Origin of the sequence: Streptomyces canus (assembly GCF_030815415.1) — a bacterium.
In the GTDB taxonomy this organism is placed as follows: Bacteria; Actinomycetota; Actinomycetes; order Streptomycetales; family Streptomycetaceae; genus Streptomyces; species Streptomyces canus_F.
Genome location: NZ_JAUSWW010000001.1, coordinates 6,115,294 through 6,139,584, shown reverse-complemented (window position 1 = coordinate 6,139,584; position 24,291 = coordinate 6,115,294). Strand labels below are relative to the sequence as shown.

Here is a 24,291-nt window from a genome sequence, read left to right as displayed (position 1 = left end):
CCCGTCCGGCGTTTGAGGACGAGGCCCTTTCGGGGCCGAAGCAGGGGTCTGGGGGCGGCAGCCCCCAGGGACGGGACGGGTAGGGGCGGCGGGGGCGAAACACCCGGATCCGCACCCCAATTCGCGCGCACCCCATTGACGCCCCCACAGCTCGCACATACCTTCGCCCGTCGAAGCGCTTCGACGTCACGCATCGAATCGATTCGACGACCCCTGTCGATCCCCGCCGCGTGACGCCGCCCCGAGAACCATCCGGCTCCGAACTTCCCTGGAGGCACGGGATGTTGACGGCACGAAGGCGTGTGATGGCGACGGCGGTGGCCCTGACCGGGTCACTGCTCCTGGCCTCCTGCGGAGACTCGGACAGTGGGTCCTCCGAGGACGGCAAGACGCTCAAACTGTGGCACTACGAGGCCCCCAACAGCGCGATGGGACAGGCCTGGAACGAGGCGATCAAGGAGTTCAAGGCCAAGCACCCGGGCGTGAAGGTGGAGTTCGAGGAGAAGGGCTTCGAACAGATCCAGAAGACCGCCCCGATGGTCCTCAACTCCTCCGACGCGCCCGACGTCATGGAGTACAACAAGGGCAACGCGACGGCGGGCCTCCTGTCCAAGCAAGGGCTCCTCACCGATCTCACCCAAGAGGCGACCACGCGCGGCTGGGACAAGAAACTCAGCGCGAGCGTCCGCACCACCAGCATGTACGACACCAACGGCGTGATGGGCTCCGGCAAGTGGTACGGCGTCCCCAACTACGCCGAGTACACGATGGTCTTCTACAACAAGGACCTCTTCGCCAAGTACGGCATCGCCGAACCGAAGACGTTCGACGAACTGACCGCCGCGATGGACACGTTCGTCCAGAACAAGGTCACCCCGCTCGCCAACGCCGGCGCCGAGTACATCGCCCAGCAGTACCTCTACCAGCTCGCCCTGTCGAAGGCCGACCGCTCCTGGGTCGACTCGTACGAGCTCTACAAGGGCAAGACCGACTTCCACGACACCGCCTGGAGCCACGCCGCCGACACCTTCGCGGACTGGGTGAAGAAGGGCTACATCGCCAAGACCTCCAGCAGCGCCAAGGCCGAGGACGCGGGCGTCTCCTTCATCCAGGGCAAGTCGCCGATCCTGTTCTCCGGCAGCTGGTGGTACGGCCGCTTCGTCGACGAGGCGAAGTTCGACTGGGGCACCTTCCTGTGGCCCGACTCGAACCTCACCCTCGGCTCCGGCGGCAACCTCTGGGTCGTCCCCAAGGGCGCCAAGAACAAGAAGCTGGCCTACGACTTCATCGACATCACCATGTCGAAGAAGATCCAGAACCTGCTCGGCAACAAGGGCGGTGTCCCGGTCGCGGCCGACGCGAGCGCCATCACCGACCCGAAGTCGAAGGCCCTCATCGACAACTTCAACGTGCTCTCCGAGCGTGACGGTCTGGCCTTCTACCCCGACTGGCCGGTCCCCGGCTACTACGACGTCCTCGTCTCCGAGACCCAGAAGCTGATCACGAGCAGCGAGCAGCCGGACGGCTATCTGGACGCCCTCCAGGAGGCGTACGACAAGGGCGTGCCGAAGCAATGACGGTGACCGTCGAGAAGAGGGTGACCAGCGAAGAGACCCACGCCGGTCACCCTCGCCGCCCCCGCGACTCCTACGCCCTGTTCCTCCTCCCCGGCGTCCTCGCGTTCCTCGCCGTCATCGTCGTCCCGTTCCTGATGAACACGGGCGTCAGCTTCACCGACTGGCAGGGCGTGGGCTCCCCCAGCTGGACCGGGCTCGCCAACTACCGCGAGCTGATGGACGACTCGGAGTTCTGGGAGTCGTTCCGGCACAGCCTGTTCATGGTCGTCGCCATGGCGGCCGTACCGACGGCGGTCGGACTGGTCCTGGCCGCCGCGCTGTTCGACTACATCGGCAAGCACTTCGGGTCGAGGATCGTCGCGGTACTGCGCGCCTGCTTCTACCTCCCCCAGGTCCTGCCGATCGCGGTCGCGGGCATCGTCTGGAGCTGGATCCTGGCTCCCACCGACGGCTCCCTCAACGAACTCCTCAAGGCCGTAGGGCTGTCGAGCTGGCGGCAGGACTGGCTCGGCGACCCCGACATCGCCCTCTACAGCGTCATGGGCGTGATGGTCTGGGTCCAACTCGGCTTCCCGCTGGTCATCTTCATGGCGGGCCTGCAACGCGTGGACCCGCAGCTGCACGAGGCGGCCGAGCTGGACGGCGCCGGCTGGTGGCGCCGGTTCTGGCACATCACGCTGCCGCAGATCCGCCCGGAGATCTACGTCGTCCTGACCTGGTGCACGATCGCCGCGCTGAAGGTCTTCGGAGCGGTGTACGTCCTGACCAAGGGCGGCCCGGGCGGCGCCACGAACGTCCCGTCCTACTTCTCCTTCACCACGTTCTTCGAGAAGACGCAGGTCGGCTACGGCGCCGCCATCTCCACCGTCCTCACCGTGATCATCCTGGCCCTCTCGCTGATCGGCCTGAAGCTCCAGACCCGCGCGGAGGGGACAGCATGAGCACCGCACTACGCCGCTATCCCGTCCTCGTCGCCCTGTGCGTCGCGGCCCTCTTCATGGTCGTGCCCTTCCTGATCGTCGCGGTCAACGCGGTCAAGTCCCCCGCCGAGTACTCCCAGAACGGCCCGCTGAGCCTCCCCGACGGCCTCTACCTGGACGGTCTGAAGGACTTCTGGGAGCGCGTCGACTACAGCCAGAAGCTCTTCAACTCCCTGCTGATCAGCGGCGGAGTCGCGGTCTTCGCGGTGATCCTGTCCGTCCTCAACGCGTACGCGATCGGCATCGGCCGCATCAAGGGCCGCACCTGGGTGCTGGCCTTCTTCGTCCTGGCGAACATGCTGCCGCAGGAGGCGCTGGTCTACCCGATCTACTACCTGAGCAAGGAAGCCGGGCTCTACGACACCAGGCTCAGCGTGATCATCGTGTTCACGGTGATCCAGGCGGCGTTCGGCACCTACCTCCTCTCCTCCGTCCTCGGTCAGTTCCCCCGCGAGATCATCGAGGCCGCGAAGATCGACGGCGCCGACAAGTGGCAGATCCTGTGGCGGATCGTCGTCCCGGTGAGCCGCCCCACCATCGGCGTGCTGCTGGTCTTCTTCTTCATCTGGACCTGGAACGAGTTCCTGCTCCCCCTGGTCATGCTGATCTCCAACGACAACCAGACGGTGTCGGTGGCCCTCGGGGTCCTCCAGGGCCAGCGCCTGATGGACGCCACCATGACCAACGCGGCAGCGCTCCTGGGCGTCCTCCCGGCCATCGTCTTCTTCCTTCTGTTCCAGCGGACCCTCACCCGCGGCATCGCCGTGGGTGCCGTCAAATAAGGACCCCCCACATGAAGTTCACCGACGGCTACTGGCTGCTGCGCGAAGGCGTCACGGCGGACCACCCCGCCCAGGTCCTCGACGTCACCCCCACCGAGTCCGGTCTGGAGATCCACGCACCCTCCCGGCCCATCCTCAGCCGCGGCGACCTGATGACGGGACCGGTCATGACCATCAACGCCCACACACCGATGCCGGACGTCGTGGGCGTCACCTTCACCCATTTCGAGGGCGAGCAGCCCACCGGACCCGCGTTCGAGCTCAGCACGGACCACCCCGCCGCACAGATCTCCTACGACGACGACCACGCGATCCTGACCTCCGGCGCCCTCTCGGTCCGCTTCGCCACCGAGGGCCCCTGGCACCTCGACTTCCGCGCCCACGGCCGGGTCCTGACCAGCAGCGGCCACAAGAGCATGGGCATCATGCGGGACGCGGCCGGCGGCCACTATCTGCGCGAGCAGCTCAACCTCACGGTCGGCACCAGCGTCTACGGCCTCGGCGAGCGATTCGGCCCGCTGGTCAAGAACGGCCAGGTCGTCGACATCTGGAACGCCGACGGCGGCACGACCACCGAACAGGCCTACAAGAACGTCCCGTTCTATCTGACGGACGCGGGCTACGGCGTCTTCGTCGACCACCCGGGCAAGGTCTCCTTCGAGGTCGCCTCGGAGGCGGTCTCCAGGGTGCAGTTCAGCGCGGAGACCCAGCAGTTGACGTACTACGTCATCTACGGCCCGACGCCGAAGGACATCCTCCGCAAGTACACGGCCCTGACCGGCCGCCCGGCCCTCCCGCCCGTCTGGTCCTTCGGCCTGTGGCTGTCGACCTCCTTCACCACCTCCTACGACGAGGAGACGGTGACCTCCTTCATCGAGGGCATGCGGGAACGCGAACTCCCGCTCTCCGTCTTCCACTTCGACTGCTTCTGGATGCGCGAGCACAACTGGTGCGACTTCGCGTGGGACCCACGGGTGTTCCCGGACCCCGAGGGCATGCTCAAGCGGCTCAAGGAGCGAGGGCTGCGGGTCTGTGTCTGGATCAACCCGTACATCGCCCAGCGCTCCCCGCTCTTCGCGGAGGGCAAGGCGCTCGGGCATCTGCTGAAGCGGCCGGATGGCAGGATCTGGCAGTGGGACCTCTGGCAGCCGGGGATGGCGATCGTGGACTTCACCAGCCCGGCGGCGCGCGAGTGGTACGCGTCCAAGCTGGAGGGGCTGCTCGCGCAGGGCGTCGACTGCTTCAAGACCGACTTCGGTGAGCGGGTGCCCCTCGACGTGGCCTGGTCGGACGGCTCGGACCCGGAGCGGATGCACAACTACTACACCTATCTGTACAACCGCACCGTCTTCGACGTGCTGCGCGAGCACCGGGGCGAGGAGGAGGCGGTCGTGTTCGCCCGGTCCGCGACGGCGGGCAGCCAGCAGTTCCCGGTCCACTGGGGCGGCGACTGCGAGGCGACGTACGAGTCGATGGCGGAGTCACTGCGCGGCGGACTCTCGCTGGGCCTCTCGGGGTTCGGGTTCTGGAGCCATGACATCGGCGGCTTCGAGGGCACCCCGACACCGTCGCTGTTCAAGCGGTGGCTGGCCTTCGGCCTGCTGTCCTCCCACAGCCGGCTGCACGGCAGTTCGTCGTACCGCGTCCCGTGGCTCTTCGACGAGGAATCGGTCGACGTGCTGCGGCACTTCACCCGGCTCAAGCTCCAGCTCATGCCGTATCTGTACGAGGCCGCCCGCACCGCCCACACCGAGGGCGTGCCGGTCATGCGGGCGATGGTGCTGGAGTTCCCGGACGACCCCGGGTGCGCGCATCTGGAGCGGCAGTACATGCTCGGCCCCGATCTGCTGGTGGCGCCGGTGTTCAGCGACTCCGACGACGTCGCGTACTACGTCCCCGAAGGCACCTGGACCCACTTCGTCAGCGGGCGGACGGTCACCGGCCCGCGCTGGGTCCGCGAGCAACACGGCTTCCTCAGCGTGCCGCTGCTCGTACGGCCCGGTGCGGTGATCCCGGTCGGCGCGGTGGCCGACCGGCCCGACTACGACCACGCCGACGGAGTGACCCTGCGGGCCTACGGCCTGGAGCGGGGCGCCCAGGTGACGGTACGGATCGGGGACGTGGCCTACACCGTCGTACGCGAAGGGGACACGATGCGGGCCTCGTGCAGCGACCCTTCGGCGCCGTGGGCGCTGGCGGCCGGGGAGCGGGTCGGGCGGGCGCAGGCCGGGACCGGGTTTCTCACGGTGGAGCTGGGCTGATGGTGAAGATCACTGATGTGGCCCGGCACGCCGGCGTCTCCCCCAGCACCGTCTCCTACGCGCTCAGCGGCAAGCGCCCGATCTCCGAGGAGACCCGGCAGCGCGTCGAGGCGTCCATCCGCGAACTGGGCTACCGGCCGCACGCGGGTGCCCGGGCCCTGGCCAGCAGCAGATCGAACGTGCTGGCGCTGGTGGTGCCCTTACGCACCGGGATCCACGTCCCGGTGGTGATGCAGTTCGCGGTGTCGGTGGTGACGACGGCACGGCGACACGACCATGACGTGCTGCTGCTGACGCAGGAGGAGGGCGAGGACGGGCTGCGCCGGGTCGCCGACACGGCACTGGTGGACGCGATGATCGTCATGGACGTCCAGCTCGACGACCCCCGGCTGCCGTTGCTGCGTTCGCTGGAGCGGCCGTCGGTGATGATCGGGTTCCCGGCCGAGGCGGACGGTCTGACCTGCATCGACCTCGACTTCAAGGCGGCCGGCGAGGCGTGCGTGGAGCATCTGGCGCGGCTCGGGCACCGGGTGGTCGCGCTGGTCGGGTCGCCGCCGGAGGTGTACGTCCGCCAGACCGCGTTCGCCCAGCGCGTGGTCCAGGGTTTCACCGCCGCCGCGGACCGGGGCCGGCTCGCCTCCTCGGTCCACTCGTGCGAGGCCTCGCCCGCCGCCGCCCGCCAGGTCGCCGAGCAACTGCTGCGCGAGCAGCCCGCGTTGACCGGGGTGGTCGTCCACAACGAGGCGATCCTCGAACCCCTCATCGACGCCTTCGAGCAGCTCGGCCTGCGGGTCCCCGCCGATCTCTCCGTCACCGCCATCTGCCCCGACGAACTCGCCGGGAACCTCCGCGTCCCCGTCACCTCGGTCGACCTGCCCTCCGCCGAGGTCGGCACCCGGGCCGTGGAGCTGCTGATGAAGAAGCTCGACCACAAGACGGTGCCCGAGGCGACGCTGCTGCCGCCCCGCATGACGGAACGCGCGAGCACGGCGCCGAGGAACGCCCCCTGACCCCCACGGATGCCCCTGTGTGCCCGTAGATGCAAGGCCCTACCCGAAGGAGCCGTGACATGAAAGGCCGCAAGAGACGCAGATCCACACTCGTGGTGGCGCTGGCCCTGATCGCAGGGCTCGGCGCCACTGTGCCCTCCCACGCCGAGACCCCGTATCCCTTCCGCGACCCCTCCCTCAGCGTGGACCGGCGCGTCGACGACCTGCTGGACCGGCTGACCCTCGACGAGAAGATCTCCCTCCTCCACCAGTACCAGCCCGCCATCCCCCGCCTGGGCATCGAGTCCTTCCGTACCGGCACCGAGGCCCTGCACGGCGTCGCCTGGCTCGGCGAGACCACCGTCTTCCCCCAGGCCGTCGGGCTCGCCTCCACCTGGGACCCGGCCCTGATGGAACAGGTCGGCTCGGCGGTCGGCGACGAGGCACGCGGCTTCCAGCGGGAACGCCCGGCGGGCTGGGGCCTCAACCTCTGGGCGCCCGTGGTGAACCTGCTCCGCGACCCGCGCTGGGGCCGCAACGAGGAGGGCTACAGCGAGGACCCCGCACTGACCGGCGCCCTGTCGACGGCGTACGGCAAGGGCTTGACCGGCGGTGATCCCGATCACCTGAAGACCGCGCCCACCCTCAAGCACTACCTCGCCAACAACAACGAGTGGCACCGCACGACCACCTCCTCCGACCTGCGCCCGCGGGTCGCGAAGGAGTACGACGAGGCGGCCTTCAAACCGGCGATCGAGGCGAACGCGGCGACGGGGGTCATGTCCTCGTACAACCTCGTCAACGGCCGCCCCGCGACGGTGAATCCGGACCTGGACGGCGTCGTACGGAAGTGGACCTCCTACGACCTCCTGAACGTCACCGACGCCTTCGCCCCGGGCAACCTCCCCGGCGACCAGAAGTACTACCCAAGCGTGACGGAGGGCGACGCCGCGGCCATGAAGGCCGGCATCGACAGCTTCACCGACAACGACGCGAACTCCTCGGTGACGACCGGAGCGATCACATCCGCCTTGCAACAGGGCCTGTTGAAGGAGTCGGACGTCGAGGAGGCCGCCGGGCACATCCTGTCCGTGCGCGTCCGGCTCGGCGAGTTCGACCCGGGCGGTGGCAAGTACGGCGCGATCGACACATCCGTCATCAACAGCCCCGCCCACCAGAAGCTGGCGCGCAAGGCGGCCACGGAAGGTGCCGTGCTGCTGAAGAACCAGGCGGGCACCCTGCCGCTGAAGAAGTCCGCGAAGGACGTCGCCGTCGTCGGCCCGCTCGCCGACACCCTCTACACCGACTGGTACTCGGGCACGCTCCCCTACGCGGTCACCCCGGCCGACGGCATCGCGGCCAAACTCGGCACCCCTGTCACGACCGATGAGGGCGTCGACCGGATCGCGCTGAAGAACGCGGAGACGGGCCGTTACGTCACAGCGGGCACGGACGCGGACGGCGAGCCGCTCAAGGAGACGTCCGCCTCGGACACGAGCGCCCAGTTCGACGTCTTCGACTGGGGCGCGGGCATCGTCACCCTGCGCTCCGCCGCCAACGGCAAGTACGTCGGCTACAACTGGGCGAACTTCGTCAACGACCAGGTGCAGCCGAACGGTTGGTACGTCCAGCAGCAGTTCAAGCTGGAGGAGCAGGCGGACGGCACCTACCTCCTGCGCTACGCCGGCTACGAGACCGAGGAGCCGTGGTGGGGCAACCCCGTCTACCTCGGCCCGACCGGTGCGGACGGCACGCTCGGCCTGGTCGCGAAGGACGCCGCCGCGCACTACACGAAGGACGTCGTCCGCAGCGGCGTCGACGAGGCCGTGGCCGCGGTCAAGGGCAGGGACCACGCGGTGGTCGTGGTCGGCTCCAACCCGTCGATCAACGGCCGCGAGGCCCACGACCGCACCGACATGGGCCTGGCCCCCGCACAGGAAGCCCTGGTCAAGGCGGTCAAGGCGGCCAACCCCCGGGTCGTGGTGATCGTCGAGAACAGCTACCCGACCACCCTCGGCGCCCTCCAGAAGGAGGTCCCGGCCGTCCTGTGGACCTCGCACGCGGGCCAGGAGACCGGAAACGCCCTCGCCGACCTCCTCTACGGCGACGCCAACCCCTCGGGCCGCCTCACCCAGACCTGGTACCGCTCGGAGTCGGACCTCCCGTCGATCCTCGACTACGACATCATCAAGTCCGACCGCACCTACCAGTACTTCAAGGGCAGCCCGCTCTATCCCTTCGGCCACGGGCTCTCCTACACGTCCTTCCGCTACGGCGGCCTTCACAAGACGGCCGACGGCTACGAGGTGAAGGTCACCAACACCGGTAGCCGCACCGGCGACGAGGTCGTCCAGCTCTACGCCCACCAGCGTGTCTCCCGCGACAAGCAGCCCCTGAAGCAGCTGGAGGCCTTCCAGCGGGTGACGCTGAAGCCGGGCGAGACGAAGACGGTCAAGCTGAAGCTGGCGAAGAAGGACCTCGCGCACTGGGACGTCACGCGCTCCAAGTGGGTGGTGGAGCAGGGCACCTACGACATCCTTGTCGGCTCCTCCTCCGCCGACATCCGCACCGGCACGGCCTGGCAGGTGTCCGGCGAGACGATCCCGGCCCGCGACCTCTCCCGCACGACCCGCGCCGAGAACTTCGACGACTACGACGGCACGCGTCTCGTCGACGAGTCGAAGGAACGCGGTACGGCGGTGGGGGTGACGGCCGACCGGGCGTGGCTGAAGTACGGCGACGCCCGACTCGGCTCGGGCGCCTCCAAGTTCACGGCCCGCGTGGCCGGCGCGTCCGGCACGGTCGAGGTCCGGCTGGGCTCCCCGACCGGCACCCTCGTCGGTACGGCGGCCTTCGGCGGCACCTCGTCGCCGTACGCCTACGAGACGGTGACCGCCGACCTCTCGCGCGCGGCGAAGGGCCGTACCGACGTCTACCTGGTGCTGAAGGGACAGGGCCTGCGCCTGGCGACGTTCAGCCTGGACTGAGACCGCGTGGCGCAGGCCCTCCGCCTCAGCAGAGGACGGGCTTGCGCCACGCGCACTCGAGGTCGCCGCCACGCGCTGTCCGCGGCTCGACCAGCGTGGCGGCCTCCTCCGTCGACTTCGCGAGCGTGACCACGATGGCGTCCTCCAGCGGCTTCACGGAGGACGCCAGGTAATTGTTCAGGACAATGCTGAAGACCAGCTCACGTCCACCGGCGTCCGTGACGTACCCGGAGAGCGCCGACGCCCCCGTCAACGACCCTGTCTTCGCCCGTGCGTTGAGGGCGGCGGCCGTCCCGCACATCCGCGTCCGCAGCGTGCCGCCGACGAACCGGTCCGGGTCGCAGGCGACCGGCAGCGAGCGCTTCCAGTCCGCGTACCAGGGCTCGGCGCGCACGGCGAGCAGCAGCTCGGCGAGCTGACCGGCGGGGAAGTTGTCCATCCGCGACAGCCCCGAACCGTCGACCTGCCGCACCTTGGCGGTGTCGACGCCGATGCCCTTGAGATATCCGGCGATCGCGGCGAGCCCGGCGCTCCAACTGCCCTGCTGCGACACCTCGTAGCCCATGGCCTTGGTGAGGATCTCGGCGTGCATGTTGTTGGACAGCTTCATGAACGGGATCAGCAGGTCCTTGAGCGCCATGGAGTCGTGCGACGCCAAAGGCCTCGCTCCGACCGGTGTCTGACGTCCGAGCCGGTTCGGTCCGGTGACCTTGATCCCGTGGTCGGCGAGCGCGTCCCGGAAGACGTCGGCCGCGTATCCGGTGGGCTCCCAGACGGTCATCCACTCCTTGGCACCCGCGCCGCCCACGGGTGTCGTACCGCTGACGACGATGTCGTTCCTGCCGTGCTCCCGCTCGACGGCGAGGGCGTTCGCACCACCGGCGGCGACGGTCGTGGCCCGCACGTCGATCTCGACGTAGTCGGTGTCGGGTGTGACAGTGACGACCGGCTCGTCCCCCACCGCCGCCCCCGGGGCGACCGTCACGATCACGGTCCCGGTGTCGTAGTCGGTGTCCGGGGCCACGCTCAGCGCACTGATCTGGGCCGCGTAGTAGTACGACTCGTCGTCCCAGGCCCAGTCGCGCCCGAGCCGCTGCGCGTCGAACCGGGTGTCGTCGGCGATCAGCCGCCCGTCGACGCGGGTGACGCCGGACGCGGCGACCTGGGCGGCGAGCCTGTCGTAGTCGGCGGCGAGCAGGGTCGGATCGCCGGTGCCGCGGAGGTAGAGGTCGCCGCGGAGCACGGAGCCCGAGCGTCGCCCGTGGGCCAGGACGTCCGTGGTGAACCGGTACCCGGGCCCGAGGATCTCCATCGCGGCGGCCGAGGTGGACAGCTTGGTGTTGGAGGCGGGCATCAGTCGGGTGCTCGGCAGATGCTGGTACAGCAGCTCACCGGTCGCGGCATCGGCGACGACGACACTCGCCACCCCGCCCTCCATACGGGCGTCGCCCAGGACGGTGTCGATGGCCTCGGGAAGGCCGGAGCGGTCCGAGTCCGCTCCGGCCTGCGCGCCGGGGCCGAGGACGGCGGCGACGAGCGCCACGGTGACGGCCCAAGTCCATTTGCCTCTGTGGGGGTTCATGCCGGCCGAGCATTCCGGATCCCGGCGCTCCTCACCAGAACGCCTCTCAGCCGTTCAGCCCCCACGCGGCACCCATCCGGTACGCGGCACACAGGTTCACATCGAGGATGTACGCCCCGGCGGTCCCGCACTGCGCGCTCCCGCTCCCGGGGTCGACGGGCTGCCCGTGCCCCATGCCGGTGATGCTGTACGTCTCGACGACGGTGTCGCCGCCCGCGTTCGTGTACGTCCGATGCGGATACCCGGCGACGGTGTCACTCACGTCCGCGACCTGGTCGCCGCCCTGTACATCGGTCCACTGCTCGACGAGGTCGCTCATGTTCACGGGCTTCACGGTGTAGTCGGCGGTCCCCTGGAACGCGACCAGCCTCGGCCAGGGCCCGGCGTACCCGGGCCGCGCGGCCCGCACCCGGTCGCCCCACTGGCCCGGCGTCTGCGTGGCCCCGACATACATGCACACATACGGCGACCCGGCGGCCTGCGCACACCCGTACGGCAGCCCGGCGACGATCCCGCCCGCGGTGAACTTCTCCGGGTACGCGGCCATCATCACGGCGGTCATCCCGCCCCCGGCGGACAGCCCGGTGACATGCACCGGCCCACCGGAGACATCGCCGACCTGCCGCTCCACCATCTGCGCGACGGACGCGGCCTCGCCCTGGCCGCGTGCCATGTCGCCGCTCTGGAACCAGTTGAAGCAGAGCGAGGCGTTGTTGGCGGACTGCTGCTGCGGCAGCACCACGGAGAAACCCCACCGGTCGGCGAGCTGCGTCCACCCGCTGCCGGTGCCGTATCCGGAGGCGTTCTGTGTGCACCCGTGCAGCGCGACGACGACGGGGCGCCCGGCGGGCAGCCCGTCGGGGACGTACCGGAACATCCGCAGCGCGCCGGGATTGGTCCCGAACCCGGTGACCTCCTGGACGGAGGCGGCGGAGGCGGGCGTCGGGGTCAGGAGGACGGCGAGGAGGGCCGTCAGGACGGTGAGCAGGGTCGCGGCTCTGGTCTGTGTCATGAGGAGGGACCGTAGAAGCGTGAACGAGCCCCCGATATGGGGTGGCGCACCACAACGGGCGGGCCGACCGTGGGGCTACCAGACCCCTCCGTAGGTCACCGTCCGCCCCGGACCCACCTCACGGGCGACCCGCTCGGTCAACTCCCGGCCCACGTCCCGCAGTCGGTCGTGGGCCGCGGTGAGCGCGGCGTCGTCCCGGTCCGTCAGCCAGGTGTCCATGGCGGCGGTGATGTCCCGCGCCCACCGGTTCAGGTCGTCCACCAGACCGTCGGAGAGATCGAGGGCGGCGGCGGGGTCGTCGGGGGCGAAGTCGCCGAAGCCCTCGCCGCGCAGCGGGTGCCACTTGTACTCGCACTCGACGACAAGGTGCAGCGGGTGCGGAGGCGTACCGTGCGCGTCGAGGGACCAGTACAGCTGCCCGCACCCCCAGCACACGGTCTTGTCGGCGCGGTGCCGCTCGTCCCGGTACCGCACCACCCATGCGGGACCGAGCTGCTTCGCCAGCGCCCGGGCCACCTCCAACCCCTGCTTGACGTGCCTGCGCAGAGCCGGCCGGTCGGTGAAGCCGCCGGGAGGACGGGCCAGGATCCACGCGCGCAGCCGGTCGGTGAGGTCGGCGGGCAGCTCGGTGGCGAGGCCGGTGGGCAGGTCGTCCCACGGCAGATCCGCGTCGGCGCGCAGCAGTAGCTGCCGGGGTTCGGTTTCGTCGGTCAAGGCACGTCCATGGGTCATGACGGCATGGCAAAGGCCCCGCCGCTCGAAAGCTACGGGGCCTCGCCCACATGGGAAATGGTGGAGATGGCGGGAATCGAACCCGCGTCCAACGGTGCAGAATCAGGGCTTCTCCGTGTGCAGTTCGCTGTGATTTTCTCGGCCCCGGCGATCACGCGAACAAGTCGCCGACGGGCCCAGTCACTGTTTGATTTCCCATCGAACCCCGTGACCGGGCTCGATGGTTTAGTTCCCTAGATTATGCCAGGATCCGGGTCGGGAACACTCCCGGGCTGACACCCGTTATGGGCCTCCGCTCACTGCTTATTAGGCAGCGAGGGCGAAGGCGCGGGAATCGCTCTTGTTAGTGGCGATTATTGGTTGCGACATATGGTTTACGAGATCATTGCCGCTTCCTCGACACGCTTCCCCTGCTTCGACATCCGCTGTCGAAACCGATCATCCCCATGTTGTTTTTTCAATCCCCTCCGGAGAGGGGTGCGCACCTTCGCTGAGGTGCTGTACCCATCGTACGTGACCAACGCACCGGGGTGCCAGCCTATTCCTACTGGCCCCGCTGCCTCCGCTTCGCCGCCGCGATCGCCCGGTCCGACTCCCGCCGGTCCTGCTGCTCGCGCAGGGTCTGCCGCTTGTCGTACTCCTTCTTTCCGCGCGCGAGGGCGATCTCGGCCTTGGCCCGGCCGTCCTTGAAGTACAGGGCGAGGGGCACGATCGTGTGACCCGTCTCCTGGGCCTTCGACTCCAGCTTGTCGATCTCCTCGCGGTGCAGGAGCAACTTGCGCTTGCGGCGCACGGAGTGGTTGGTCCAGGTGCCCTGGTGATACTCGGGGATGTGGGCGTTGTGCAGCCACGCCTCCCCCTGGTCGATCTGGACGAAGCCGTCGGTCAGCGAGGTCCGTCCTTCGCGCAGCGACTTGACCTCGGTGCCGGTCAGCACGATGCCGGCCTCGTAGGTGTCGATGATCGCGTAGTCGTGGCGGGCCTTCTTGTTCTGGGCGACGATCTTGCGCTTGCCGCCCTTCTCGCCGTCCCGGCCCTTGGCGGCCGTCCCGCCCTGCTTGGGCTGGGACTCCTTCGGTACGTACATTCCCTTGCTCATAGTGCCGACCATTTTCGCACTACGGAGGGGGTGTACGGGAAGTCGTTTACGACGGGGGGCCCAGTCCGCTCAGGACCGTCTCCGCGCGCTCGATCATCTGCTGGTCGGCGTCCAGGTCGGGGGTGATGCCCGTGCCGTCGACACCGCGTCCGGACGGCGTCCGGTAGTGCCCCACGGTCAGCTCGGCCACCGACCCGTCGGGGAGCCGGCTGGGCATCTGCACCGAGCCCTTCCCGAAGGTGCGGGACCCCACGACCACCGCGCGCCCCCGGTCCTGCAACGCACCCGTGAGCAGCTCGGCCGCGCTCATCGTGCCGCCGTCGACGAGCGCGACCAGGGGTCTGGTGGTGTCGCCGCCGAGGTCGGCGTGCAGGGCCTGCTGGGCGCCGTCGACGTCGTAGGTGGCGACGAGGCCGCCGTCGAGGAAGGCGGAGGCGGCGGTGACGGCCTCGGTGACCAGGCCGCCGGAGTTGCCGCGCAGGTCGAGGATGACGCCGGAGGCGGCGGGGGCCTGCCGTACGGCGGTGCGGACGGCGTCGCCCGAGCCCTTGGTGAACGAGTCGATCTTGATGACGGTGATCCCGCCTGCGAGCTGTCGAACGGTGACCGAGTCCGTGGACAGCCGGGCCCGCCGCACCGTCTCGTCCCACGCGCGCGTGCCCCGCTCCAGCCCGAGCGTGACCGCCGTACCGGCCGCCGCGTCGGTGGCGTCACCGCGCAGTAAGGAGACCACCTCGGTGACGGGCCGCCCGTCGACCTTCCGTCCGTCGACACTGCGCAGCCGGTCCCCGGCCCGGATTCCGGCGACCGCCGCGGGCGACCCGGTCCGCACCTTGGTCACCTCGATCCGCCCACCCCGCTCCCGCCGTGCCCACAGCCCGACGCCGGTGTACCGCCCGTCGAGGGCCTCTTCGAACTCCTCGTACTCCCCCGGCGAGTAGACGGCTCCCCACCGGTCCCCACTACGGCTGACGGCCCGCTCAGCCGCCTCCACGGGCGACTTCCCGGCGGCCATGGCCTCGGCGGCGGCGTCGGCGACATTCTCCTGCCGCCCGGCCGGCACGGCCGAACCCGCCCTGTCCTGCGTGCCTTTCCGGTCGGCCTCGGGCAACGACCCGGTCGCGGCCCCCGCCACCAGCACACTCGCGAACACCAACGTCAGAGCCGCCCCGCGGCCGATGCGACGGGGCTGACAGAACAGGTCTCGGCCTGACATGCGGGTGAGTCTAGGACAACGAGGAGGAGCGCATGAGCCGTTGGCCGCACGCCCCTCGTGGCATGCGTCACCGAGGCGCCTGATGCACGGCACACCGGAATCAGCAAGGAGCGAACAAACGCACCAATGGTCACCCCGTGGCGTGACAGTGACGCCGCAGGACCCAGATGTTCGAGCGTCGTGCATACGCTCTGAGCGGCCGATGGCGAAGGTGGGGAGAGAGTCGACGTGGTCGCCATGGAGGAAGCCGGGCACGTCCGGTACACCTACCGGTTGCGCGTCTCCGCGGTCGCGCGCGAGGCCCTGCTGGCCGAGTGGGACCGCTGCCGGTGGCTGTGGAACGAGTGCGTGGCCCGCTCGAAGAAGGCCCACCGCGACGGGGAGAAGTGCGGTCCGGCGCGGCTGGACCGGATGCTGACTCGGGCCCGCGCCGTGACACCGTGGCTGGCCGAGGGGTCCTCGGTTCCGCAGCAGCAGCTCATCCGTGACTTCGGCAAGTCCCGTGCCAAGGCTCTGAAGGACGTCAAGGAGAGACTGCCCGTCAGGCAGCGGGTGGGGATGCCGGGGTACAAGAAGAAACGCGAGGCCGCCCCCACGCTGAACTACACGCGGCGAGGGTTCCGTCTCAAGGCCGGGCGCCTTCATTTGGCGGGCGGGGTCGTCGTACCGGTGGTGTGGTCGCGGGAACTGCCCGCAGAACCGTCGAGTGTGCGGGTGTACCAGGACGGCGTCGGCGACTGGTACGCCTCCTTCCTCGTCCCGGCCGAAGTCCAGCCGCTGCCTGTCACCGACCGGGTGCTCGGCGTCGACTGGGGTGTGACAGAGATCGCGACCACCACGAGCGACGCCCACGACCTCCCGCACCCCGACCACGGCGGGAAGGCCCGGCAGAAGCTCTCCCGGTACGACCGGATGATGGCCCGCCGTAAGCCGAAGAAGGGCCAGGCCGCCTCGAAGGGCTATCGGACGGCGAAGCGATGGCGGGCGAAGACGCACCGGAAGATCGCCCGGCAACGGCAGGACACGGCGCGCAAGTGGGCCAAGAAGGTCGTGCGCGACCATGACGTGATCGCGGTGGAGGACTTCAAGCCGAAGTTCCTCGCGCGGTCGTCCCTGGCACGCAAGGCGGCCGACGCCGCCATCGGCACCACCAAGAAGGCCCTGCTGGAAATGGGCCGCAAACACGGGCGGGACGTCCGCCTGGTCCACCCCGCGCACACCACCATGGACTGCGGCAGGTGCGGAGCGAGAACCAAGCACGCACTGCCGCTGTCGCAACGCACCTACACCTGCACCGCATGCGGGCTCGTGTCCCCCAGGGACAAGAACTCCGCGCGCGTGATGCTCGTCCGGGCTGGTCTGGCCCCGGCTGGTGACGAGGGCGTAAGACCTCCTGGAGCGCCGCTCCAGGAGGCCGCCTGAGCCAGGAATCCCCTCCCCGCCTGGCGCGGAGGGGAGCGGTCAAACCTTCAGGTACTTGCGCAGCGCGAAGAACGCCGCCAGGGCCGGCATCAGCAGGCTTGTCGCCAGGATGAGCGGGAGCTTCGTCAGTACGGCGTCCCAGCCGATGAAGTTGATCAGGTTGAGCTTCTCGGACAGGGCCAGGCCGTGGTCGATGATGAAGTAGCGGGCGACCACCAGGAATCCGCAGGCGACCGTGCCTCCGATGAGTCCGGCGACCGCGGCCTCCATGATGAAGGGGGCCTGGATGTAGAAGCCCGAGGCGCCGACCAGGCGCATGATGCCGGTCTCGCGCCGTCGGCTGAACGCGGAGACGCGCACCGTGTTGACGATCAGCATCAGGGCGACGACCAGCATGAGCGCCATCACCGCTCGCGCGGCCCAGTTCATGCCGTTGAGAAGGCCGAAGAGGTTGTCCAGGATGCCCTTCTGGTCCTGCACGGACTGCACGCCGTCGCGGCCGTCGAAGGCGGTCGCGACGACCTGGTACTTCTCCGGGTCCTTCAGCTTGATGCGGTACGACTCCTGCATCTGGTCCGGCGTGAGGGAGGCCGCCAGCGGGGAATCGCCGAACTGCTCCTTGTAGTGCTTGTACGCCTGGTCCTGGGTCTCGTAGGTGACCTTCTCGACGACCGACATCTTGCCGAGGTCGGCGAGGATCTCCTTCTTCTGGTCCTCGGTCACCGCACCCTTGGCGCAGTTGGGGTCGGACTCGGCGTCGCTCTTGTTGCAGAGGAAGACCGAGACGTTGACCTTGTCGTACCAGTAGCCCTTCATGGTGCTGACCTGGTCGCTCATGAGGAGCGACCCGCCGAACAGGGCGAGGGACAGGGCGACGGAGACGACGACGGCGAAGGTCATCGTCAGATTGCGACGGAGACCGACACCGATCTCGGACAGTACGAACTGGGCGCGCATGGCGTCTGGTTGGGCCTTTCCGTGGACTGTGCGGTCAGTGCTGGTAGCCGTAGACGCCGCGCGCCTGGTCGCGGACGAGGCGGCCCTGCTCCAGCTCGATGACGCGCTTGCGCATCTGGTCCACGATGTTCTGGTCGTGCGTCGCCATCAGCACGGTGGTACCCGTCCGGTTGATCCGGTCGAGGAGCTTCATGATGCCGACGGACGTCTGCGGGTCGAGGTTGCCGGTGGGCTCGTCGGCGATCAGCAGCTTGGGCCGGTTGACGAAGGCCCGCGCGATGGCCACGCGCTGCTGCTCACCACCGGACAGCTCGCCCGGCATCCGGTCCTCCTTGCCGCCGAGCCCGACGAGGTCGAGCACCTGCGGCACGGACTTGCGGATCTCGCCGCGCGACTTGCCGATGACCTCCTGCGCGAAGGCCACGTTCTCCGCGACCGTCTTGTTCGGCAGGAGCCGGAAGTCCTGGAACACCGTCCCCAGCTGGCGGCGCATCTGCGGCACCTTCCAGTTGGAGAGGCGTGCGAGATCCTTGCCCAGGACGTGCACCTGGCCGTGGCTGGTCCGCTCCTCGCGGAGCACCAACCGCAGGAAGGTGGACTTTCCGGAGCCGGAGGACCCCACGAGGAAGACGAACTCGCCCTTCTCCACTTCCAGGGACACATCCCTGAGTGCGGGGCGGGTCTGCTTGGGGTAGACCTTGGAGACGTTGTCGAATCGGATCACGGATGCACCACGGTTAGCCGGGGGTAGATGAGCGTGACCTTACGCGACCGGGGTGTGCGGGCGCAGGCACCGGTTGCGGTTGCGTGCCGGATGTGCCTTTTGTGTACCTGCTCAGGGGGTCACTCCGAGAGCGCTCGAGCCGTTTCCGGAGGAACCTGGCACAGTGGAGGGGGAACGTTCCGGACCCGGAGACCGTTCTGTAGTAGGAACCGGCACTAGGAGGGCGAGCGCATGACGTACGACCGGCTGGTGTGCGCGAACTGCGCCGCGCCCGTGAATGAGGGCCGCTGCCCCGTCTGCCGCGCGAACCGTGAGCGGCTCACCCAGGACAATCTGTTCGGCCAGCTCAACCCCATGACGCTGATCGCTCTGCTCGCGGTGCTGATCGCGGCCTTGGCCCTGCTGGCCCACCAGACCGCGTAGGCGCCCGTAGGGAACGCCGGAGGGGCCCGGAGCGATCACTCGCTCCGGGCCCCTCGTCGTACGCCTTGCACACCTGTCGTGTGCGCGGGGTCACCGTCAGGCTGCGGCACCGCCGCGGCCGCCTGCGAGACGCGGCAGGATACGGAAGCCGATACCGCCGGCGATCATCGTCGCGGCACCGATGACCAGGAACGTGGTCTTGTCGCCCGCGCCGGTCTCGGCGAGCTCGGCGCCGCCGCCCTGGGCCGAGGTGTCGGTGGAGGTGTCCGAGCCGGTGTCGGTCAGGTTCGAGGAGCCCTGCTGCTGGGCGGAGGTGTCGGAGCCGCCGTCGGGGTCGGCGTTGTTGCCGCCCCCGTTGTCGTTGCCGCCGTCGCCGTTGCCGCCGCCGTTGTTGCCGTCGTCGGTCGGGTCCGCGGTGGGCTCGTCCGTCGGGTCCTCGGTGGGCTCCTCCGTGGGCTCGGTGGGCTCGTCGGTGGGCGGCTCCTCGGTGATCGGCGGCTCGTCCGTCGGAAGGTCCGTCGGGAGGTCCGTCGGGAGGTCGGTGGGGACCGGGTCCGTCGGCGTCGGGTCCGGGACCGGCGATTCCTCGCCGCACAGGATGCCGAGCAGGCAGTCGTCCGTCTCGGCCGCGGAGGCGGCACCCGCGGCGGTCAGGGAGGCGCCGGCCGCGATCACGGCGCCGGCGGCTATGCGCGCGATCCGGATGCGCGTCTTCTTGGTCATAAGGTTGCTACCCCCAGTAGCTCATCGTCAGTGAGGCGGCGCTCGGGGGCCGTGATCGACGGGGGCGGCGGCGTGCGCGAGTCCCCCGGTTCACATGCGCCCCAGAGATACGCATGCCGCGCTTCACCCTTCCCATTTTTCAAAGCAACGTCAAGGCCGTTGCGTACGCGATGTCCGGGTAAGGGTTCTTTGCGGGGAGACGGAGCCTGTGAGTGTGATGTAAAACCCAGACATCCGGGCACAGAAAAGGCAACTACCGCCGCGGGGGCAGTAGTTGCCTTGTCGACAAACTTACTTCTCCTGCTGCTTGCGCCAGCGAATTCCCGCTTCGAGGAATCCGTCGATCTCGCCGTCGAGCACGGCCTGCGGGTTTCCGACCTCGAAATCGGTGCGCAGGTCCTTGACCATCTGGTACGGGTGCAGGACGTACGAACGCATCTGGTTGCCCCAGGAGCTGCCGCCGTCCTTGAGGGCGTCCATCTTCGCCCGCTCCTCCTGGCGCTGCCGCTCGAGGAGCTTGGCCTGGAGGACGTTCATGGCGGTGGCCTTGTTCTGGATCTGCGAGCGCTCGTTCTGGCAGGAGACCACGATGCCGGTGGGGAGGTGGGTGAGCCGGACCGCGGAGTCCGTCGTGTTCACGCCCTGGCCGCCGGGGCCCGAGGAACGGTAGACGTCGACGCGCAACTCCGACTCGTCGATCTCGACGTGGTCGGTCTGCTCCACGACGGGCAGGATCTCCACGCCCGCGAAGGAGGTCTGGCGGCGCCCCTGGTTGTCGAAGGGCGAGATCCGGACGAGCCGGTGGGTGCCCTGCTCGACGGAGAGCGTGCCGTAGGCGTACGGCACCTGTACGGCGAAGGTGGTCGACTTGATGCCGGCCTCTTCGGCGTACGACGTCTCGTAGACCTCGGTCTTGTAGCCGTGGCGCTCGGCCCAGCGCAGATACATGCGCTGGAGCTGCTCGGCGAAGTCGGCGGCGTCGACGCCACCGGCCTCGGCGCGGATGTTGACGAGCGCCTCGCGGGCGTCGTACTCACCGCTCAGCAGCGTCCGGACCTCCATCTCGTCCAGCGCCTTCTTGACGGAGATGAGCTCGGCCTCGGCCTCCGCGAGCGTGTCCGGGTCGTCCTCCTCCTCGGCCATCTCGAAGAGCACGGAGAGATCGTCGATCCGCCCGCGCAGCGCCTCGGCCTTCCTGACCTCGGCCTGCAGGTGGCTCAGCTTGCTGGTGATCTTCTGCGCCTCGTCCGGGTTGTCCCACAGGGACGGCGCGGCCGCCTGCTCCTCGAGCACGGCGATGTCTGCCCTCAGCTTGTCGAGGTCCAGAACGGCCTCGATCGACTCCATGGTCGAGGAGAGGGACTTGAGCTCTTCGGATACATCGACGACTGCCACGCCTCCAGCCTAACGGCTGTGGCAACCGACCAGCGCCGGGCGGTATCGAGGCGGGAAATCCGGCGCGCCCCCCGTCACGGAGACGCCGGTGCCGAGTTCTTCGTGTCCTGGGGAGTTCCCGCGTCGTCCCCCGAGGTGGCCACCCATGTGCCCACCCCGGCCGCCGCCACGAGCACCACCGCGGCGATGCTCACCACGACCCGGCGCCGACGGGTCGCCGCCCGGTTCCGCGCGGAGCCAGGACGCGGCGCCCCGGCCGCCCGCGGCACCCGTGCCGTCCCCCGCGCGCCTCCCGCCAGTTCGTCCGGCGCCGGCACCCGCATCGACGTATGCGTGTCCCGGTTGGAGTCGGCCGGCTTCGCCCCCGGCACCAACGGCACCGCACCGCGCCGTACCGGCGCCGAGGACGCGGGCTGCTCCGACGGCGCCTCGAAGGGCTCCTCCTCGTCGTCCTCCGCGTCCGGCTCGTCCACGTCCAGCGGCGGCATCCCGACCAGCAACGGCAGCAGCTCCCGCAGCCGCGCCCCCAGTTCGGAGGCGCGCAACCGGGAGGCGGGCGCCTTGGCGAGGCACTGCACGAGCAGCTGCCACAGCTCGTCGGGGATGCCGGGGAGCGGTGCCACGGTCTCGGTCACATGGCGGCGCAGCACCGCGCCCGGGTGTCCGCCGCCGAAGGGCGTGAAGCCCGCGAGCAGCTCGTAGAGCACGGTCGCCAGCGCGTAGATGTCCACGGCCGCGCGGGGCGGCAGTCCCTCCACGATCTCCGGCGCCAGATAGTCCGGGGTGCCGATGATCTTCGTGGCGCGGGTGCGGCGCGGGGTGTCGATGAGCTTGGCGACCCCGAAGTCCGTCAGCAGGGCGCGGTGCGAGCCGCCGGGTCCCAGAGGGCCCTGCATGTCGAGGAGTACGTTCTCCGGCTTGACGTCCCGGTGCACGACGCCCGCCGCGTGGGCCGCCGCCAGCCCGTCCGCGATGTCCGCGACGATCGCCACCGCCGCCTCGGGCGCCAGCCGCTTTTCCCGGTCCAGCCGGGTGCGCAGGTCGGTGCCGCGGACGAGGTCCATGACGAGTGCGAGGTCGTTGCCGTCCACCACGAGGTCGCGGACCGAGACGACGTTGGGGTGCTCGAGCCCGAGCAGTGCGGTGCGCTCCTGCACGAACCGCCCGACGAGCTCCTGGTCGGACGCGAGGTCCTCGCGCAGCAGCTTGACGGCGACGGGCCCCTCGGGCCCCTCACCCAGCCACACCGTGCCGGCACTGCCCCGCCCCAGGATCTGGTTGGCGGTGTACCGGCTGCCGATCTTCCGTGCCAAGGCTGCTCCTACAGACGCGTGTGGGCGATAAAACTACGCGTCCGACGAGCCCACCTTCACCGTGGAGGCCGAAATCACCCGCCAGATGTCGACAAATCTCCAGAGTCGTCACCGATCCGGCGGCCTACGGGGGCTACTGGCCGCCCGAGCCGCCGCCCAGGTCCCCGATCCAGCCGGACACCGTGCCGATCCAGTCGCCGATCTGGTCCCAGTAGCTCTTGCCCGTGCCGATCCAGTCCTGCAGCGGGCTCAGCTCCCAGATCAGCCAGCCCGCGACGAAGAGGATGACGATCGTGAACAGGCAGCCCTTGAGGCAGCCGAGACCGGGGATCCTCATCGGGCTGGAGCTGCGCTGCCGCGGCTGCCGGGGCTCGCGCTGGGGCTGCTGCGGCTGCTGGGGCGGTGCGTACCGCTGCGGCTGCGGCTGCTGGGGCGGTGGCGGCGCGTACCGCTGGGGCTGCTGTTGCTGCTGCGGATGACCGCCGTAGCCCTGCTGGGGCTGGTGGGGCTGTGGACGCTGCTGGCGCTGCGGCGGCTGCTGCGGGCGGGCGACCTGCCGCTGGGGGCGGCGGCGCAGCGGGTCCTGGTTCGGGTCGAGGTACTGGACCTGCGTCTGCTCGTTGCGGTCGCGGGCCGCGCGCAGCTGGTTCTGCCAGGGGTGCGGGTCCTCGGGTCCGCCCTGTCCCTGCTGACCCTGCTGGCCCGGCTGCCCGGGCGGCACCGGCGGCAGGACGGCCGTCGGGTCGGCGGCGCCGCGGTTCGGCAGTACGGCGGTGGGGTCGGCGGCGCCCACGTGCGGCAGGACGTTGGTCGCGGCGTTCGGGTCGTACGCGCCCGCGCCGTGCGGCAGCACCTGGGTGGGGTCGGCGGAGCCCGGTACGGCCGCGGGGGCCGGGTCGGGCGCGAGGAGGGCCCCGACGTTCTCGGCGGCGGCGATCTGCGCGGAGCTCGCGTGCACACCCACGCCCGCGGCGACGACCCGCAGACCGCGTGCGAGGTTCTCGGCGCTGGGCCGGTCGTCGGGGTTCTTGCGCAGACAGCGCTCGATGATCGTCCAGAGCGGGTCGGGGACCGTCGACGGGCGCCGGGGCTCGGAGCTCAGGTGCTGGTGGAGCACTTCCAGGGCGGAGCCGCCGGAGAACGGCGGGCGGCCGGTGACCAGCTCGTACAGCAGGATGCCGGCGCCGTAGATGTCGACGGCGGAGGTCTGCGGGCGACCCTCGGCGGACTCGGGGGCCACGTACGCGGGCGTGCCGACGAACTCGTGGGTGCGGGTCAGGCCCGGGGAGTCGGCGAGGCGCGCGATGCCGAAGTCGGTGAGCAGCGGGTGCATCTGGCCGCCGTGCTGCTTGAGCAGGACGTTGGCGGGCTTCAGGTCCCGGTGGACGACGCCGTCGGCGTGGCTGGCGGCGAGCGCGTCGGCGATCTGCGCGGTGAGCAGGGCGGCGCCGACGGGGCTGAAGGGGCCGTTCTCCCGGAGGTAGCGGTGCAGGTCGGGGCCCTCGACGAGGTCCATGACCAGGGCGAGCAGATCGCCCTCGACGACCAGGTCGCGCACCCGCACGATGTTCGGGTGGGTGAGCCGGAGCAGGACGGAGCGCTCCCGCAGGAACCGCATCACGATGTCCGGGTCGCTCGCGAGCTCCTCCTTGAGGACCTTGATCGCGACCGTCTCGCCGGCCTGCCCCTGCACGGCGGCCTCGGCGCCCGCGGCCTCACGCTGGCGAGCACGCCAGACGGTCCCCGTGGCACCGCGCCCCAGCGGCTCCTCGAGGAAGTACTTGCTGCCTACCGGCCGCACGTCATGCGCTCCCTGCTGCTTGCCTGTGTTCCGGTCCACTGTAGTGCCGTCTCCCTGAGCACTACGTAGGCGTTGCGAAGCCTGTTCGCAGGAAAGACGCCCGACTCGGTCTCCTGGTTGCCGAAGGTTGACGTGACCGATCTCAAGTGATCGTCGACGATGCACTGGTCAGGCACTTTTAGGGGCAGAGCTGACCAATCAAGATCACTTATTCTCGGGAACGGGGCGCGTTGTCAGTGGCAGGTGCGAGGATGCCTCCAGTACTGGCCGATGTGCTCGTGTGGGGTGGGGGACAGTCCGCGCCCGGGCAGAAGGG

Annotated in this window: 19 protein-coding genes and 1 other RNA gene; 8 read left to right on the top strand and 12 right to left on the bottom strand. The window is 69.5% G+C overall.

Features of this window, described 5'->3' with window-relative positions:
* Positions 1–305 precede the first annotated feature (305 nt).
* The 6 genes from QF037_RS28460 to QF037_RS28435 are packed head-to-tail and all read left to right on the top strand — an operon-like array spanning position 306 to position 9,576.
* Complete coding sequence (locus QF037_RS28460; RefSeq protein ID WP_307029973.1) at positions 306–1,577, top strand: ABC transporter substrate-binding protein; 1,272 nt, start codon at positions 306–308, stop codon at positions 1,575–1,577.
* Positions 1,574–2,518, top strand: coding sequence for a carbohydrate ABC transporter permease (locus QF037_RS28455; protein ID WP_307029971.1), 945 nt, complete (start codon positions 1,574–1,576; stop codon positions 2,516–2,518). The genes QF037_RS28460 and QF037_RS28455 overlap by 4 nt, the downstream gene beginning before the upstream one ends.
* Positions 2,515–3,339 carry a carbohydrate ABC transporter permease gene (locus QF037_RS28450; RefSeq protein ID WP_307029970.1) on the top strand — a complete coding sequence of 275 codons (825 nt, stop codon included), beginning with the start codon at positions 2,515–2,517 and terminating at the stop codon, positions 3,337–3,339. Before QF037_RS28455 ends, QF037_RS28450 begins: the two co-directional genes overlap by 4 nt.
* Before the next feature lie 11 nt (positions 3,340–3,350).
* Positions 3,351–5,600 carry an alpha-xylosidase gene (gene yicI, locus QF037_RS28445; RefSeq protein ID WP_307029967.1) on the top strand — a complete coding sequence of 750 codons (2,250 nt, stop codon included), beginning with the start codon at positions 3,351–3,353 and terminating at the stop codon, positions 5,598–5,600.
* Positions 5,600–6,610: a LacI family DNA-binding transcriptional regulator gene (locus QF037_RS28440; RefSeq protein ID WP_307029966.1), complete on the top strand. Its 1,011-nt coding sequence runs from the start codon at positions 5,600–5,602 to the stop codon at positions 6,608–6,610. The genes yicI and QF037_RS28440 overlap by 1 nt, the downstream gene beginning before the upstream one ends.
* A gap of 59 nt (positions 6,611–6,669) precedes the next feature.
* Positions 6,670–9,576 (top strand): glycoside hydrolase family 3 protein, encoded by a 2,907-nt coding sequence (locus tag QF037_RS28435; RefSeq protein WP_307029964.1) that lies wholly within the window; start codon positions 6,670–6,672, stop codon positions 9,574–9,576.
* 25 nt (positions 9,577–9,601) lie between these two features.
* Here the strand turns inward: QF037_RS28435 and dacB are convergent, their stop codons facing one another.
* From dacB to QF037_RS28405, 6 genes are all read right to left on the bottom strand, one after another.
* Positions 9,602–11,158, bottom strand: a complete 1,557-nt coding sequence (dacB, locus tag QF037_RS28430; RefSeq protein ID WP_307029962.1) for a D-alanyl-D-alanine carboxypeptidase/D-alanyl-D-alanine endopeptidase — start codon at positions 11,156–11,158, stop codon at positions 9,602–9,604.
* 46 nt (positions 11,159–11,204) lie between these two features.
* Complete coding sequence (locus QF037_RS28425) at positions 11,205–12,170, bottom strand: extracellular catalytic domain type 1 short-chain-length polyhydroxyalkanoate depolymerase (RefSeq protein ID WP_307029960.1); 966 nt, start codon at positions 12,168–12,170, stop codon at positions 11,205–11,207.
* A 75-nt stretch (positions 12,171–12,245) separates the two neighbouring features.
* Entirely contained in the window at positions 12,246–12,884 is a 639-nt protein-coding gene (locus tag QF037_RS28420) for a hypothetical protein (protein ID WP_307029958.1), read from the bottom strand.
* 76 nt (positions 12,885–12,960) lie between these two features.
* Positions 12,961–13,348, bottom strand: a transfer-messenger RNA (tmRNA) gene (gene ssrA / locus QF037_RS28415).
* 98 nt (positions 13,349–13,446) lie between these two features.
* Positions 13,447–13,989, bottom strand: coding sequence for an SsrA-binding protein SmpB (smpB, locus tag QF037_RS28410; protein WP_307037410.1), 543 nt, complete (start codon positions 13,987–13,989; stop codon positions 13,447–13,449).
* A gap of 58 nt (positions 13,990–14,047) precedes the next feature.
* The gene (locus tag QF037_RS28405; RefSeq protein ID WP_307029956.1) at positions 14,048–15,217 is read right to left on the bottom strand and encodes a S41 family peptidase; all 1,170 of its coding nucleotides are present in this window, start codon (positions 15,215–15,217) and stop codon (positions 14,048–14,050) included.
* A 237-nt stretch (positions 15,218–15,454) separates the two neighbouring features.
* Here QF037_RS28405 and QF037_RS28400 point away from each other — a divergent pair, with 237 nt between their 5' ends.
* Positions 15,455–16,639: an RNA-guided endonuclease InsQ/TnpB family protein gene (locus QF037_RS28400; RefSeq protein ID WP_307037408.1), complete on the top strand. Its 1,185-nt coding sequence runs from the start codon at positions 15,455–15,457 to the stop codon at positions 16,637–16,639.
* 39 nt (positions 16,640–16,678) lie between these two features.
* Here the strand turns inward: QF037_RS28400 and ftsX are convergent, their stop codons facing one another.
* Together ftsX and ftsE are read right to left on the bottom strand one after the other, a co-directional pair.
* The gene (gene ftsX / locus QF037_RS28395; RefSeq protein ID WP_307029954.1) at positions 16,679–17,596 is read right to left on the bottom strand and encodes a permease-like cell division protein FtsX; all 918 of its coding nucleotides are present in this window, start codon (positions 17,594–17,596) and stop codon (positions 16,679–16,681) included.
* A 34-nt stretch (positions 17,597–17,630) separates the two neighbouring features.
* Positions 17,631–18,320, bottom strand: a complete 690-nt coding sequence (gene ftsE, locus QF037_RS28390) for a cell division ATP-binding protein FtsE (RefSeq protein WP_030780423.1) — start codon at positions 18,318–18,320, stop codon at positions 17,631–17,633.
* Between the two features lie 231 nt (positions 18,321–18,551).
* On the opposite strand from ftsE, the gene QF037_RS28385 reads away from it, so the two are divergent.
* Positions 18,552–18,743, top strand: coding sequence for a hypothetical protein (locus QF037_RS28385; RefSeq protein WP_307029951.1), 192 nt, complete (start codon positions 18,552–18,554; stop codon positions 18,741–18,743).
* A gap of 96 nt (positions 18,744–18,839) precedes the next feature.
* Here the strand turns inward: QF037_RS28385 and QF037_RS28380 are convergent, their stop codons facing one another.
* From QF037_RS28380 to QF037_RS28365, 4 genes are all read right to left on the bottom strand, one after another.
* A complete protein-coding gene (locus QF037_RS28380) occupies positions 18,840–19,466 on the bottom strand; it encodes a hypothetical protein (RefSeq protein ID WP_307029949.1) in 627 nt (208 codons plus the stop codon).
* 291 nt (positions 19,467–19,757) lie between these two features.
* Positions 19,758–20,861 carry a peptide chain release factor 2 gene (prfB, locus tag QF037_RS28375; protein ID WP_307029947.1) on the bottom strand — a complete coding sequence of 368 codons (1,104 nt, stop codon included), beginning with the start codon at positions 20,859–20,861 and terminating at the stop codon, positions 19,758–19,760.
* A gap of 74 nt (positions 20,862–20,935) precedes the next feature.
* On the bottom strand, positions 20,936–22,174 hold the full coding sequence (locus QF037_RS28370; RefSeq protein ID WP_307029945.1) for a serine/threonine-protein kinase: 1,239 nt from the start codon (positions 22,172–22,174) through the stop codon (positions 20,936–20,938).
* A gap of 133 nt (positions 22,175–22,307) precedes the next feature.
* Positions 22,308–23,975 (bottom strand): serine/threonine-protein kinase, encoded by a 1,668-nt coding sequence (locus tag QF037_RS28365; RefSeq protein ID WP_307037405.1) that lies wholly within the window; start codon positions 23,973–23,975, stop codon positions 22,308–22,310.
* Positions 23,976–24,291: the final 316 nt, after the last annotated feature.